Consider the following 15,026-nt stretch of genomic DNA (forward strand, 5'->3'; position numbering starts at 1 on the left):
AGGTTTGGTAATAAAAAACCGCAAACCAATGGTTTGCGGCTATTTTCTAAGTCAATATCAGCTTTCCCAGAACCAGATCATGCAGCCGTTAATACCGGCGCGCTGCAGTTCGTGGCGGTCAGTTTCCGCTTTACGCTTGCCTTGGTATGGGCCTAGCACCACTTTATACCAAGCGCCGCTGCTCCCATCGACTTTATGTACCTGGGCCTCCATGCCCTGAAAGGCGATTCTGGCTTTCAGTTCTTGTGCTTGAGACTCTTTTCGGAACGAACCACATTGCATTTGATAAGGCCGAGAGGGCTGATCGCTTTTCTCCGGTAAATCCACATCTACCTGCTTATTTTCCAGCTCTTGCTGATAGGTCCACTCTTCCTTGGGTTTGGGCGGCAGTGCATTAGGATCTTTATGCGGTTCCGGCTTTTGCGGCTGTTCGACTTGTACCGGCTCCTGTGTAATTGGTGTCGGACTGCCGTTTTTAAGCGTCCATAAAAAATAACCAAAGCCAGCGACTACCACCAATACCACCAGAAAAAGCAGCATCGGCGGGCGTTGAGGAGGCAGAGGCTTTTTGTGGTTACCGCGCTGTTGTCGGCGCGGTTTGCTGTTGGCGTAATCGCTGCGCATGGCGTTACATCCGTTCCAATGTGTCAATGCCCAACAGCGCCAGTCCCTGTTTCAGGGTATTAGCGGTCAGTTTCGCCAGTAACAAACGGCTGTCACGCTGAGCGGCTGTATCGGCGGCTAACACCGGGCATGCTTCATAGAAGCTGGAGAAAGCGCCTGCCAGTTCATACAAGTAAGCACACAGCAGATGTGGCTGACCTTTATCTACCATCCGTGCCAGCACTTCACTGAACTGCGCCAGTTTGTTACCGAGTTCTTTCTCTTTGTCGTGCTCCAGTACGATGGTGGCGGCAGACAGGTCAATATCTTCAGCTTTCTTGAAAATACCGGCCACACGGGTATAGGCGTACAGCAGATACGGTGCGGTATTACCTTCAAAACTGAGCATCTGATCGAAGCTGAAGATGTAGTCACTGGCGCGATTCTTTGACAGATCGGCGTATTTCACTGAGGCAACGCCAACTACTGCGGCAATCTGTTCCAGTGTTGCAGTATCCATATCAGGGTTTTTGCTACGCACCAGTTCCAGCGCACGGTCATGGGCTTCATCCAGCAGGTCGATGAGTTTCACTACTCCGCCAGTACGGGTTTTGAATGGTCGGCCATCTTCACCATTCATGGTACCAAAGCCCATATGTTCCAATGACATTTCTGGACGCACAAACCCGGCAGTGCGAGCCAGACTGAAAACCTGTTGGAAGTGCAGCGCCTGTCGTAGATCCACAAAATACAGCACCCGATCGGCGTGCAGCACTGACGAACGGTAGCGCATGGCAGCTAAGTCGGTAGTTGCATACAGATAACCACCGTCGGCTTTCTGGATGATTACGGGTAATGGTTCGCCCTCTTTGGTGCGGAAGGCTTCCTGAAACACCACTTTGGCACCGTTACTTTCGGTCAGTAAGCCCTGCGCATCGAGATCTTTTACCACTTGTGGCAGGTCGTCATTATAAGCGCTTTCACCACGGACATCGTTGCGGGTCAGACTGACACCGAGGCGCTGATAAACCTTGTGGCAATGACTCAGCGAGATTTCGTTGAATTCGCGCCACAGTTTATTGCAATACTCGTCACCAGATTGCAGTTCGACTACCAGATGACGGGCGCGGGTGGCAAATGCTTCTGATTCGTCAAATCGCACTTTGGCGGCGCGGTAAAAGCTTTCCAGATCCGACAATTCCACTTCAGATTCCGCACCATTAGCTGCCCGCAGCTCTTCCATATAGGCCAGCAACATGCCGAACTGAGTGCCCCAGTCGCCTACATGGTTCTGCCGGATCACCTTATGACCGAGAAACTCCAGCGCACGCACCACCGCATCGCCAATAATGGTGGAACGCAGATGTCCCACGTGCATCTCTTTGGCAAGGTTTGGTGAGGAATAATCAACCACTACCGTTTGTGCGCTCGGCAGTGCGACTCCCAAGTGTTCATCGGCCAAGGCTGCTTGCAGCTGTTTTGCCAGTGCATTTTCATCAATAAAGAAGTTAATAAATCCAGGACCGGCGATTTCCACTTTAGCCACGTGGCTGGAGGCTGGCAGATTGTCGATAAGCAACTGTGCCAGTTCCCGTGGCGGTTTACCGGCGGCTTTGGTCAGCATCATTGCCAGGTTAGTGGCCAGATCGCCGTGGCTTTTATCCTTGGTTCGGTCTACCTGAATGCGCGGATCAGTATCTTCAGGGATAATTCCCTGTTGTTTTAACTTGGCTACTGTCTGTTCAAGCAAAGATTGGATATGTGATTTCATTGGCGTTCTGTCGGTACTGACTACAAAAATAGGGTGATAACGAATAACCGCACATTCTAGCCGTTATGGCAGGAAGATTGCTACGCTTGCGGGCATTTTTGTGGCGTGGTTTTCAGTTAGCGGTAGTGAACTTTGGCGGAGTTACAGCAGATCCTGCGGATCTCGGTCCAGACTCCAGCGGCAGCGTTTGGCGCTAGTCAGGGCTTCTGCTTGCGGCAGTAACTGTTCAAATACCTGCTGCAAACGTCTGCGATCGGCAGCTTGTACCAGCAGTTGCCGCCGGAATTTGCCAGCTTTGCGATCCAGCGGTGCCGGCATCGGGCCAATCACTTCAAATTCATTATCTTGCGGCAGCAACGCGGCAAACTCAGCCAGAAAGGTGTCGGCATCAATGGCCTGATGCGCCTCAGCTTTTATCAGGATCATGTGCCATGCGGGAGGCAACAAGGCTTGTTGACGCTCCGCCAGTTGTGTACGGGCAAATTCGCCATAGCCGCGATGCAGTAGATCCTTGAGTAGAGGATTGTCGCTCTGATGGGTTTGCAGCAACACGGTGCCGGGTTTACTGGCGCGACCTGCGCGCCCGGCCACCTGCGTATATAGCTGGCCGAAACGTTCCGGCGCACGAAAATCAGCACTGAATAGCGCACCGTCCACGTCCAACAATCCGACTAAGGTGACATCAGGAAAATGGTGACCTTTGGCGAGCATTTGTGTACCCACCAAAATCTTATATTCACCGCGGTGAATGGCTGCCAGCTGTTTTTCCAAAGAACCTTTACGGCTGGTGGTATCGCGGTCAATTCGCACTACCGGATAATCCGGAAACTCTTTGGTAAGCATGGTTTCCAGCTGCTCGGTGCCAATGCCTTGTCCTTGTAACATGGTGCTGCCGCAATGATGACATTGACGCGGGATTGCGTATTGATTGCCACAGTGATGGCAGCGGATCTCCCCGAGTGATTGATGCACAGTGAAAAAGGCATCACAGCGGTCACATTCATGCAGATAACCGCATTCGTGGCAGATGAGCGCTGGTGCAAAGCCGCGACGATTGAGAAACAGCAACACCTGATTACCCGCTTGCAGGTGCAAGCGCATTTCGTTCAGTAGTGGCTGTGACATTCCGGTATGCAGCGGCAAATTGCGGATATCGATAATCCCCTGACGCACTTTCAAAGCACCACCGGCGCGCTCTCCTAATTGCAGATGGGCATAACGACCATTAAGGGCATTGTGCAGCGTTTCCAGTGACGGTGTGGCGCTGCCGAGTAATACGGGAATATCTTCCAGATGCCCGCGCATGACCGCCAGATCGCGGGCATGATAACCCACACCTTCCTGCTGCTTAAAACTGGCATCATGTTCTTCGTCGAGAATAATCACTCCCGGCCACATCATCGGCGTAAACAAGGCGGAACGGGTGCCAATGATAATCGCCGCTTCACCACAGCGCGCTTGTCGCCAAGCATCCAGTCGCTGTTTATCAGTCAGTCCGGAATGGATCACCGCAATGGTCACTTTAAAGCGACGTTTGAAGCGATTGATGGTCTGTGGCGTCAGGCCGATTTCCGGCACTAGGATCAATGCCTGTTTGCCTTGCTTCAGTACGGTTTCCAGCAACGACAGATAGACTTCGGTTTTTCCGGAGCCGGTGACACCTTCCAGCAGAGTACATTTATAACCGGCTTGCGCGGTCAGTGCCGCGACCGCCACTGCTTGCTGCTTATTCAATTTGAGTGGCTGTTCGCCCAGCTCCAACTGTTCACGCCAGCGGCGGTCAGCAATGAGCGGCCGTTCGTAAAGTCCAATCCAGTCCTTATCTTTTAGCGCCTTGATGGCGGTTTTGCTGAGTTCCAGAACTTGTGCTTCTTCGGTAGTCAGTTCGCCTTGTTGTAGCTGCTGCAATACTTTTTGCTGCGCCGGTGAGCGTTTGAGGCTCTCCAGTGTGGCTGCGGTGCCCTTGTCCGTGAGTGCGTAGTAACTGATAAATTCTGGTGCGGCACTGGCACCTTTGCGCAGCGCGACCGGTAGCGCTTGGGTCAGCATCTGGCCCTGGCTGCATAAATAATATCTTGCCGCCCACAAAGTGAGTTTATACAGTGGGTCAGACAATAATGGTGAACTGTCCAATACCGCGGTAATCGCTTTTAGCTGCTGCGGCGCTAAGGAGCATTCATCAGCTGTGCTGACGACCAGGCCGATCAGTTGTTGCCGTCCGAACGGGACGCGCACCCGCATGCCGACTTCCAGTGGCCAGGCAAGGTCGGGCGGGATTTTGTAGGTGAAGTTCTGCCGCATCGGCACTGGCAAAGCAACTTCAGCAAACTGCGGCATGGTGATCAGGATTCATCAAAAGAGGCATGACGCTCAGTGTACTCAGGCAGGCATAACAGAACCAGTCCTGAGCAAAATAATCTAAAATAAACTAGCAATGTTAAATAGTTATGGGGGAAAGCAGGATGAATTTACAGCAACCAAGCGGTTGGCCCCGTTGGCTGTGGCAGCTTTTGCCCTCAGTGTTTGGGTTGATATTCATGCCGCTGGCGCAGGCCGAGGTCAGCCATGTCAGTATCAATCAACGACTGTTTGATTTAGCTAAACCACCGCTAATTAAGGTGAATATTGTGGCTGGTCCGCAAGATCCGGATCGTCTGCAGTTTATTCTGCGGCAGAAAAGCGGTGAAGAAAAACTCATGGTGCAGCAGATCAATAACTACATGTTGTTGTTGATGGGTGTCGAAGAAGTCAACGATCCTAATGCCTTATTGCTGGTACAACAATATCAGGGGGAGCAGTGGTTGGAAATCGGTCAGTTGCCGGTGTTTGCCAAGTCTGTTCCGGTAGGGAATCCTCCTGATCCGTCGCGCTTTTCACTGTACCGCAACCCCACGGGTAAAAAAGTGCCAGAATCCGCTGTTGTCGCAACCAAGCCGGCAATAACTCCAGCCACTAAAGCCGCGCCCGTAGTGCCAGCCGCTGTTGCCCGAGACGGGCAATGCACGCTGGAATACCATGGGACTGAAACCTTATGGCGTCTGGCAACCCAGTATGCTAAGCAGTGGCATACCAATGTGTATGCGGCCGCCTTGGCGATTATGGCGGCAAATCCCAAGGCGTTTGTTAAAGGGAAGCCGGGCAACCTCAGAAGTGATGTAAGGTTACATTGTCCAGCGGCCCCCCAATGGGAGCTCTATGCTGACAAGACTCGGGCAAAGGAAAAATTTGAGGCGTTGATGTAGGCTATTGCCATTAAAGCGCAGTTACTGTACCATTCTGCGCCCTAAACTGTGTATAACCGCATGTGGTGTCCGACTTCGGGTTGGAAGAGCGACATGGCCTTTTATTGAGGTAATCCCAAATGAAACCAGGTATCCATCCTGACTATGCAGAAATCACTGCTACCTGCACTTGCGGTAACGTGATCAAAGTTCACTCCACTGCAGGTAAAAATCTGCACTTGGACGTATGTGGTGCTTGTCACCCATTCTACACCGGTACCCAGAAAGTGGTTGACACCGGTGGTCGTATCGAAAAGTTCAACAAACGTTTCGGTGTGCTGGGCAAAAAATAATACGACTAGCGCTGTTCAGGTCATGCGCCTGGCAAGCTGATTCTAGGGCTGTAACCGCAAGGATTACGGCCCTTGTTGTATCTGAGCGTCAGGCTTTTCTCTCTGTTCACCGCCGCCAAACCTATGCTTTAACTGCCCCGTCTACTTCACTTCCTGCCACCACGTTAGAGTGGAAAGCGTTTGGTTTCATGGCTTCTTAAGCGATCGGCCAACAGCCAGCTAGTCTCATTGGGATATTTTATTTCAGTACATCTCCAAGCGTTATTTCGGGTGCCACCACGCATGGTGTTGATGAGTTCACTCACGGAAAGATAGCTTTTGCTGTTCCAGATCAGTTTGCCGTTAATAATATCGGCTATTAGATACTTGCCGTAGTATTTGGTACGCAGTTGCGTTTTGTGTGGCAGCGTGAGTTGCGCCCATTGGAAACTGCCTTCGCCACTATATTCCTGTCGGGAGTTTTCATCTTTATTGGCTAAATGGTCGCTTAGAATGTTAGCGATGCTGGCTGCGACCCCAGTGGGATAATGTTGTGCTAATGCAAGATAGAGTGATTCAGGAATCGGGACTGACAGGTATTGCTCTACGGGTAAGGACATAAAATAGCTAAATATAAGTGCTTAATAGTGCTATATAGTGCTATTTATTGTGATGTTTTGTCAAATAACACTGTCGAATAAGCAAAGTTTTATCTCTAAGATTATTTGTAATGATTTGATATCTAACAGTAATAACTGCTTTTATATTTTTATGGAACAAAATCGGCTGGGTGTCTGCGTTTTGCTCGGCGGCAATCACTGTTAATACCTATCAGTCGTGAGCTAGCAAAAGGATAAACACCTTTTCAGGTAAGCCGATGCAGCAAACATAGTGCGCAAAATAGGCAACCGCGTGTGTTTAGCTGAGCCAGATATACATCCTTTGCTGTACCGCTTGCTGTTAAACGTTGAGCGCATTTCACGCAGTAAACGGATGGGCATCGACTGTTCGCGTGTCACACCCCGTGCTTTTTCATCAACAAGATTGGCACTGTAGGGGGCAATATCTGTCCATAAGTGGTCAGGTTGCGCAAGCAGGTTTAGCGGTTGTTACTGCCCCCGCTTGAGTTGTCGTTACGCAAAAAGCGCTTTACCAATGAAAATGTCAGTTAGTATCAGAGATCAGTAAGTTAATTAAATTTAGCTGCAACATCACCATTAATAGCCGCTTTTAGGGGGCGCTGAATGTTGTTTTAATACATTCTTGGAATTTGGCTTCTATTCTCTTGCACACGCGTTACTTCGCTTTGGCATCTATTAGATAAATTCTTATTTTTATAGTAAAAAAAAAGCCAGAAGCAGTTTTATTCACCTAAGCTTTCAAGTATCTTTACAGGCCCTATTTTCAGGCGTTCCGATGCTTTGCTCTTAATGTTTCGGTTCGCGAATAATTATTAAAATACTTTGCCCTGTATCAGGATTTACCATGAGCGATTTACGTCAAAAAGCACTTGATTACCATCAATTCCCTGTTCCCGGAAAAACGGCGGTTGCATTAACAAAGGCAGCCATTACCAGCATGGATCTGGCGTTAGCTTATAGTCCAGGGGTGGCAGAACCCGTACGAGAAATTGCCGCCAATGCCAACGATGCCTATCGTTACACCAATAAAGGCAACACGGTTGCGGTGATTACCAACGGTACCGCCATTCTTGGTCTTGGTAATCTCGGACCTTTGGCGTCAAAGCCAGTGATGGAAGGTAAGGCACTGTTATTCAAACGTTTTGCCAATATTGATGCGACCGATATTGAAGTTAAACATCGCACCAATGAAGAGTTTATCAATACCGTAGAAGCGATTGCTGACACCTTTGGCGGGATCAATCTGGAAGATATCAAAGCCCCTGAATGCTTTGAAATCGAAAAGGAACTGATCAGACGCTGTAATATCCCGGTATTTCATGACGATCAACATGGCACTGCGATTGTGACTGCAGCAGGCATGCTCAATGCGTTGGAAATCCAGGGTAAACAGATCGCTGAAGCTGTATTTGTCTGCATGGGCGCCGGAGCCGCAGCGATTGCCTGTATGTCATTGTTAGTAAAATGTGGCGCTTTGCGGGAAAACATCTACATGCTCGACCGCAAAGGCGTGATCCATACACGGCGTACCGACCTCAATGAATACAAATCACTGTTTGCCAACAACACTGACAAACGTACGTTGCAGGATGTCATTAAAGGGGCTGATGTGTTCTTGGGCGTATCTGGCGCCAACGTATTGAGTGCCGATGACATCGCATTAATGGCAGAAAAGCCGATTGTTTTCGCATGCTCTAACCCCGATCCCGAGATTAAACCGGAACTGGCTCATGCCGTACGTGATGATCTGATTATGGGAACCGGTCGCAGTGATTACCCTAACCAAGTCAACAATGTGTTGTGCTTCCCGTTTATTTTCCGTGGCGCACTGGATGTCAGAGCCAGTCGTATCAACGACGAAATGAAACTGGCGGCGGTGCAGGCGATTGCAGGTTTGGCTCGTGAGCCGGTACCAGAAGAGGTGTTGGCGGCTTATCCTAACGTCAGCTCTCTGAGTTTTGGTCCGACCTATGTATTGCCAAAGCCAATGGATCCACGTTTGTTACCTCGTGTAGCTCGCGCGGTCGCCGAAGCAGCTATCGCTTCAGGTGCGGCACAGATTAAAGTGTTGCCGGCAGATTACCTTCTCTAACCTCAATGGCAGTGGCGCGATGGTGTGCCACTGCCTACTCTCCTTGTTATCACTGTTGCCATTTGTGTAATACCGCTTAATAATCAAACAGGTAAAATCGCAGTTCAGGTTGACTGAGCTGTGTTCGGATGCCCAATAACATTGGCAGGAACGCCTGATAATGAATCTGACCCGTATGCTGACCACCCGTCTGACCCGCTTTTGGCTGTGGTCTGTGCTGACGTTGTTATTTGTTGGTATGGCGTTCGCTGCGGCTGGTTACTGGCGTTTTGTCAGTCAGCAGCAATTGCTTCAGGTGCAGGTCTTACAGCAACAGTTGCAACATCAGTATCAAGATAACCAACTCCAGGATGCTGATCCCTGGTTACCCAGTATGTTGGCGTTAACGGATGTGGTGGAGTTGCGTCTGTGGCAGGGGCGCAAATTATTGCAACAATACCGCGGCCCGATTGTGGAAAGCAGTCGCTATAGCATGCGTTTTACGGTGGACGCGGCACATAATATCGACGTGGAATTACTGCTACGCTCTCCCTTTCACCATTATTACCCGCAAATGGGCGACTGGGTCGTCATGCTGCTGAGTCTGTTAACTTTGGTGGTGGTATTGCGTTTGGGCTACCACTGGTATTCGCAGCAACTGGACGGGATGGAAACAGTTGCCGAACGTTGCCGCCTGATTCTGCAGGGGCATTATTCCCGAGCGCGTAATCTGAGCAGTGCCAGTCGTCCGCGTTTCATCAACCGGGCATTGAGTAAACTGTTGGATGAGTTAGCGGATGCGCGCAAAGAAAGGGCCCGCTTTGATGATTTTATTCGCACTAACACCTTCCTCGATCATGATACTCACATCGGTAACCGCTTACTGCTGGATAACCGCCTTAATGCCTTGAGTAACGCTCACGGAATGATGGCGCATGGCGTGTTGTTATTACTGGAGTTTGAAGAACTGGAACAACTGAACGGTGATGGTCAGATGGTGGATTATCTTAACCTGAATGTCGCCCACATCAGCCGTTTGCTTCATAGCCAGGCCAACAGTGTTTTTGCCCGGCGCAGTTACAACCAGTTAGCGATTGTAGTGACGCAGATCAGTTTGGCGGAAGCGGAACAACTGGCGGCAAAGGTAATGAAATTGTGTTCCAGCCTGTTGCCGCGGGAGATGGGAAATCGTAATAACAGCTGTCATCTCGGTGCGGCTTATTTCAAGTTGGGTGATAATCAGCAACAATTGCTGGAAGAAGCAGAAATGGCGTTGCGAGCAGCGCAAATTCAGGGCATCAACACCTGGTTTATGTACGACAAAGGCGCTGTGGATGCTGAATTTGCCAGAGGTTCGGTGCGCTGGCGCAGTTTTCTGGAGCTGGCACTGGAGCAGCGACGCTTTGTCGCCTTTACACAACCGGTTGTTGATGTAGATGGTAACCTCCATCATCAGGAAGTTTTCACCCGCGCGAAAGAGCCTAATGGCAATCTGGTCAGAGCCACTTTGTTCTTACCGATGGCGGTAAAATGTGGGCTGATAGCAAAAATCGAACGCCAGACCATCGAACGCGTGGTGTTTGATCTGTTACCCAAAGCCAATGCCGATGCCGTGTTTAGCATTAATTTATCCGAAGATTCGCTGTTGAATGCCGAGTTTATGCGTTGGCTACGAACCTTACTGCTGGAATATCGCGACCTGGCACCTCGACTGATTTTTGAAATTGATGAAGCGGTTGCCAGCGGCGCACCGGCAGCGTTAGCGCCGAAACTGCGGTTAATCCGCAAAATGGGGGCCAGATTGTGCGTCGATCATGTTGGGCAACAAGTGATCAGCAGTCAGTACATTGTGGAAGGCGGCTTTACGTTGGTGAAATTGCATCGTTCATTGATCAAACAGATCCATTTACGCACAGAAAATCAGCTATTTATTCGTAGTTTACTGGGGGGCCTTCATAAAACCGATATTGAAATTATGGCCGAAGGGGTTGAACAGCTAGAAGAATGGCAGACGTTGCGGGTACTGGGGGTCAGTGCCGCACAAGGTCCGTGGTTTGGTGATCCAGAGCCGGCATAACCATGCGATTTATTGACCAGAGCTTGCGTTGCTGCAGGGTTTACGCAAATATTCCTTATAAAATGAAAAAATTAGTGTGTAAAATGGCGTCGCTGACATTTTTTTGACGCTTTTGAATTGCTGGTACGGGCGCTATCAGACGACTTTTACAGGATGTGGAATCAAATCTAAATATGGCAAAAAACTCACTAATAAAAATGCCTTTTTTCAGAGCCCAACAGGCAACTAAGCCAACAGGGGTATTTCTGGGTGCTGAACATGTGTGGGTGTTTCAGTCAGCTGCCGATACATCACCTCTTATTTCCCGCTATCCGCGTCCTCGAAACTGGCCATTATTGTTTCGTCAATTGGCAGCAGATATTGGTCCGTCATTGCTGCAAGTGGTACTGGGTCAGGAATCCTACCAACAGGTGGCAGTGGATAAACCCGCTGTGCCTGACAACGAAATTACACAGGCGCTGCTATGGTCGGTGAAGGACATTGTGGCAATGCCACCGCAAAATATTTATCTCGATTATTTTGAGTCTCCCCTTGCCGGCAGCAACAAATTACAAGTAGTGATCACCGACAAACCTCAGCTCAGTGCCATGGTGCAGGCGGCGGATGCCGAGGGAATGAGCTTTGCGGGGATCTCAGTCGAAGAGCTTATGCCCGCTAATCTGTTTACCGACGCCTCCCAAGCACGACTAGTGATCAGCCATATTCCCGGCGAGGAAGTGCTGCTGACTGTGGTGCGCAGTGGCGAGCTTTATATGCATCGCCGGATCCGCGGTTTTAAGGAGTTGGATAGCGCCACGGCTGAGGATCTTCGCTACGGTATTGCTGATAATCTGAGTCTGGAAATTCAACGGTCGATGGACTTTTTTGAGAGTCAGTTAAGACAGCCTCCGGTCGCCTCAATTGAGCTGCTCGTCGAAGGGGCGTCACAGGCACTGGCGCATGCCATTGCGGTTAATTTTAACCAACCGGTGGCGACGGTGAATTGTGAAAACGTCGGGGCAAAAATGGCAGAACTGGCCTTAACGGAATTACTGCGGGGGCGTTTATGAGTAAGACCCGGGTCAATCTATTTTCCCCCGAACTGTTACCGGCGAAATTGCGCCTGAGTTTTGCTAAGACCGTATCCTTGTCATTACTGCTGGTGTTGTTAGGGGCTGTGGCGTTAATCTTGGGCTGGTGGCAGCAGCAGACGCTGCAGCAACAACTGCAGACGGTGCAACAACAAAATGCTGCTCTTGAACAGCAAAAAACCGCACTGCAGCAAGCCTTAGCTAAACATCAGCCCGATTCGCTGTTGCAGCAGCAAGTGACACAGTTAACTCAGGAACACCAATTAAAGTCATTACTGCTGACAGAATTGGATAAGCGTGAGCAATTTAAATCGGTGGGGTTTACCGACATGCTGCAAGAGCTGGCACAGGTCGCTGACGGCAGTATCTGGCTGTCACACATACAATTTGAACCCCCAAAATTGCTGTTTGAAGGTTATACGCTGAAGCCAGAAAATGTGCCGCATTGGGTAGCACGCCTCAGTCACACTGACAGTTTCCAAGGTAAGGCTTTCGCCTCCATGACCATGAATCGTGGCGAACACCAACCGTTGGCATTCAAGCTGACCACCGATAGCAAGGAGGCGGATAAAAAATGAGTGCGTTAGCCGAACTGCCACAAAAATTTGATCATCTTTCGCGGCGCGAACGGGTAATGGTCGCGTTGGCCTGTTGGTTGGTGATAGCAGTGGTTTTGTATCTGCCATTGGAATCCTGGTGGCAGAAACATCTGTTACAGCAGCAACAGTTGCACGCCGCAGAAAAAATGGTGAAGGGCAACACCGAGCAAATTTCCCTGATGCAGAACCGACTGGCGCAGGATCCCAATCAGCCACTGCGAACACAACTTGCGCAATTAAAGCAGCAAATCGCAGCACAGGACCAACGCCTGAACAATGAAACCGTTGATCTGATCCCGGCGGAACGCATGCCATCATTGCTGACGAAGCTGTTGGCGCAAACGCAGGGCGTGAAATTAGAAGCGTTTCATTCCGTTGCGCCGACGCCGTTACTGGTGGTCGGTGATGATCAACATGGGCAGATGAATCTATACAGCCATGGCATCAATTTGACCTTTGATGGAGATTATTTTTCGGTGCTGAAATTCATCCGTACCGTCGAAAATATGCCTGAAAAGCTCTACTGGCAGAGCCTGGACTATCAGGTGCAGCAGTTCCCGAAAGCCAGCGTCAAACTCGCCCTTTATACCGTCAGCATTAATAAGGACTTTATCAGTGTGGCATCCCATTAAAGCGGTTGTGACAATTTCAACACTTTTACCCGTGATGGCCGGGGCTGCCAGTCTGCGGGACCCTACTTTGCCGCCGTATGGGCTGCAGAGTATGTCCAGCAGTAGCACTAACGCGCCTGTCACGTTAGTGCTGAATAGCGTAGTTCAAGGACCTTCCGGGACCCGTGCGGTGATTAATAATCAGCTTTATCGCCGGGGCGACCGGCTGCAGGGAACAAGCATCAGCGCGATACATGCTAACGAAGTCGTGCTGGCGGATGGCCGCAAGTTACGCCTGTTTCAGACAATCACCGAGCCAAATAAGAAGAGATAATTCATGAGCAGACTTTTTTTTATCGTGCCGTTGCTTGCTTTGACGTTGGCGGCTTGTCAGACCTCGCGTCCGGCGCCGGAGGCGTCGCGCTCTGCGTTGAAAGAATCATTGCAGCCAGCTCCCAGCAAAACAGTGCCGCCAGCGGCGCCATTGCCGGCTCAATTGCAACAGGAACTGACCGGTAACGGCTTACTGACGGGGTTGCATACTCAGGTCGCTGCAGAGCGGCGGTTTAATGTGTCGGCACACGATGTGGATGCCAAGGTATTTTTTGCCAGCCTGGTCGAAGGGACACCGCTGAGCGTTGCCATCCATCCCAATGTTACCGGTACTATCTCGCTGTCATTAAAGGGCGTTACCCTCAGTGAAGTGCTGAAAGTGGTGCAGGATATCTATGGTTATGAGATCAGCCAGGACGGTAAAGTGTTGCAGATCTTTCCCGCCGGTATGCGCACGGAAACTTTCCCGGTCAATTATCTCGATATGGAACGCATTGGCCTGTCTCTGACATCCGTCAGTTCCGGTCGCATCACCGACAGTAACAATAACAACACTAACAACCGCAATTACAATAACAACAATATGTTCGGTAGCAGCGGCAGCAGTGGCTCCAGCAACAGTAATAATGGTTATAACAATCAGAGCAACACCACTAACGGCACTTACATCAGTTCCAAAACCAAGACCGATTTCTGGGGCCAGCTACAAAAAACCTTGGAAGCGATTATTGGTAAAAGTGACGATGGCCGCAGTGTGGTCGTCAGTCCACAGGCCGGGTTGGTCACAGTGCGCGCCTACCCTGATGAACTACGGCAGATCCATAACTTCCTCAAGCAATCCGAGGAGCATCTGCAACGGCAGGTGATTCTGGAAGCCAAAATTCTCGAAGTGCGGTTGTCCGATGGTTATCAACAGGGCATTCAGTGGCAGGACGTGCTCGGCAGTGCATTGGGTAACGGCAATACCAAAGTCAGCTTTAATACCAGTGCCGGGTCTTTCAGCGACACCATCTCCAAAACACTGGGTGGCGTGACCTCATTGTCACTGACGGGCGCTGATTTTTCGACCTTGATTACCTTACTGGATACTCAGGGGGATGTGGATGTGTTGTCCAGTCCCCGTGTCACCGCCTCTAATAATCAGAAGGCGGTGATTAAAGTCGGTACCGATGAGTATTATGTCACTGATGTGTCGTCTACCACCGTGGCCAGTTCATCAACTTCTGTGACCACCCCGGATGTTCAGTTAACCCCATTTTTCTCCGGGATTGCGCTGGACGTCACGCCGCAAATCGATGATGACGGCAATGTGTTACTGCATGTCCACCCGTCGGTGACCGAAGTGAATGACCAGCAAAAAAGCATTCAAGTCGGGGATTCAACGTTGGATCTGCCGTTAGCGCAGAGTGAAATTCGCGAGTCTGATACGGTCATCCGCGCCAAGTCCGGCGATGTGGTTGTGATTGGCGGACTCATGAAGAGTGACACTTCTGAGAAGGTCTCTAAAGTGCCCTTGCTGGGCGATATTCCGTTAATGGGGCAGCTGTTTACTAACAAGGTAAAAGCGGTCGAGAAGACAGAATTAGTGATCTTGTTAAAGCCCACTGTCGTAGAGGGGGATACCTGGAAACAGGAGCTAAAACGATCCCAGTCGTTGCTAAATCGCTGGTATCCGCAGAGTAACTAACAGGCTGAGG

The 15,026-nt window shown here is 50.3% G+C and carries 13 protein-coding genes; 9 read left to right on the forward strand and 4 right to left on the reverse strand.

The window, feature by feature from the left end; all coding sequences use genetic code 11:
• Positions 1-57 precede the first annotated feature (57 nt).
• The 3 genes from PY479_RS13135 to priA all read right to left on the reverse strand — a co-directional run bounded on the left by PY479_RS13135 (position 58) and on the right by priA (position 4,711).
• Positions 58-624, reverse strand: coding sequence for an SPOR domain-containing protein (locus tag PY479_RS13135; protein WP_275484044.1), 567 nt, complete (start codon positions 622-624; stop codon positions 58-60).
• Positions 625-628: 4 nt separating this feature from the next.
• Positions 629-2,374: an arginine--tRNA ligase gene (gene argS / locus PY479_RS13140; RefSeq protein WP_212594625.1), complete on the reverse strand. Its 1,746-nt coding sequence runs from the start codon at positions 2,372-2,374 to the stop codon at positions 629-631.
• A gap of 141 nt (positions 2,375-2,515) precedes the next feature.
• Positions 2,516-4,711, reverse strand: a complete 2,196-nt coding sequence (gene priA, locus PY479_RS13145) for a primosomal protein N' (RefSeq protein ID WP_275484045.1) — start codon at positions 4,709-4,711, stop codon at positions 2,516-2,518.
• A gap of 125 nt (positions 4,712-4,836) precedes the next feature.
• On the opposite strand from priA, the gene PY479_RS13150 reads away from it, so the two are divergent.
• Complete coding sequence (locus tag PY479_RS13150; RefSeq protein ID WP_275484046.1) at positions 4,837-5,616, forward strand: hypothetical protein; 780 nt, start codon at positions 4,837-4,839, stop codon at positions 5,614-5,616.
• Between the two features lie 119 nt (positions 5,617-5,735).
• The gene (rpmE, locus tag PY479_RS13155) at positions 5,736-5,948 is read left to right on the forward strand and encodes a 50S ribosomal protein L31 (protein WP_212594622.1); all 213 of its coding nucleotides are present in this window, start codon (positions 5,736-5,738) and stop codon (positions 5,946-5,948) included.
• A 164-nt stretch (positions 5,949-6,112) separates the two neighbouring features.
• Here the strand turns inward: rpmE and PY479_RS13160 are convergent, their stop codons facing one another.
• Positions 6,113-6,547 (reverse strand): hypothetical protein, encoded by a 435-nt coding sequence (locus PY479_RS13160; RefSeq protein WP_275484047.1) that lies wholly within the window; start codon positions 6,545-6,547, stop codon positions 6,113-6,115.
• 865 nt (positions 6,548-7,412) lie between these two features.
• Here PY479_RS13160 and PY479_RS13165 point away from each other — a divergent pair.
• The 7 genes from PY479_RS13165 to mshL all read left to right on the forward strand — a co-directional run bounded on the left by PY479_RS13165 (position 7,413) and on the right by mshL (position 15,016).
• Positions 7,413-8,660, forward strand: a complete 1,248-nt coding sequence (locus PY479_RS13165; protein ID WP_212594621.1) for a malic enzyme-like NAD(P)-binding protein — start codon at positions 7,413-7,415, stop codon at positions 8,658-8,660.
• 160 nt (positions 8,661-8,820) lie between these two features.
• Positions 8,821-10,716 carry an RNase E specificity factor CsrD gene (gene csrD, locus PY479_RS13170; protein WP_212594620.1) on the forward strand — a complete coding sequence of 632 codons (1,896 nt, stop codon included), beginning with the start codon at positions 8,821-8,823 and terminating at the stop codon, positions 10,714-10,716.
• 173 nt (positions 10,717-10,889) lie between these two features.
• The gene (locus tag PY479_RS13175; protein ID WP_212594619.1) at positions 10,890-11,765 is read left to right on the forward strand and encodes an MSHA biogenesis protein MshI; all 876 of its coding nucleotides are present in this window, start codon (positions 10,890-10,892) and stop codon (positions 11,763-11,765) included.
• Positions 11,762-12,364, forward strand: coding sequence for a PilN domain-containing protein (locus tag PY479_RS13180; RefSeq protein WP_275484048.1), 603 nt, complete (start codon positions 11,762-11,764; stop codon positions 12,362-12,364). The genes PY479_RS13175 and PY479_RS13180 overlap by 4 nt, the downstream gene beginning before the upstream one ends.
• On the forward strand, positions 12,361-13,017 hold the full coding sequence (locus PY479_RS13185; protein WP_275484049.1) for an MSHA biogenesis protein MshJ: 657 nt from the start codon (positions 12,361-12,363) through the stop codon (positions 13,015-13,017). The genes PY479_RS13180 and PY479_RS13185 overlap by 4 nt, the downstream gene beginning before the upstream one ends.
• On the forward strand, positions 13,001-13,330 hold the full coding sequence (locus tag PY479_RS13190) for an MSHA biogenesis protein MshK (protein ID WP_228730367.1): 330 nt from the start codon (positions 13,001-13,003) through the stop codon (positions 13,328-13,330). The genes PY479_RS13185 and PY479_RS13190 overlap by 17 nt, the downstream gene beginning before the upstream one ends.
• Positions 13,331-13,333: 3 nt before the next feature.
• Positions 13,334-15,016 carry a pilus (MSHA type) biogenesis protein MshL gene (mshL, locus tag PY479_RS13195; RefSeq protein WP_275484050.1) on the forward strand — a complete coding sequence of 561 codons (1,683 nt, stop codon included), beginning with the start codon at positions 13,334-13,336 and terminating at the stop codon, positions 15,014-15,016.
• Positions 15,017-15,026 lie beyond the last annotated feature (10 nt).

This window comes from Shewanella sp. A32, assembly GCF_029167175.1.
GTDB classification, from domain to species: Bacteria; Pseudomonadota; Gammaproteobacteria; order Enterobacterales; family Shewanellaceae; genus Shewanella; species Shewanella yunxiaonensis.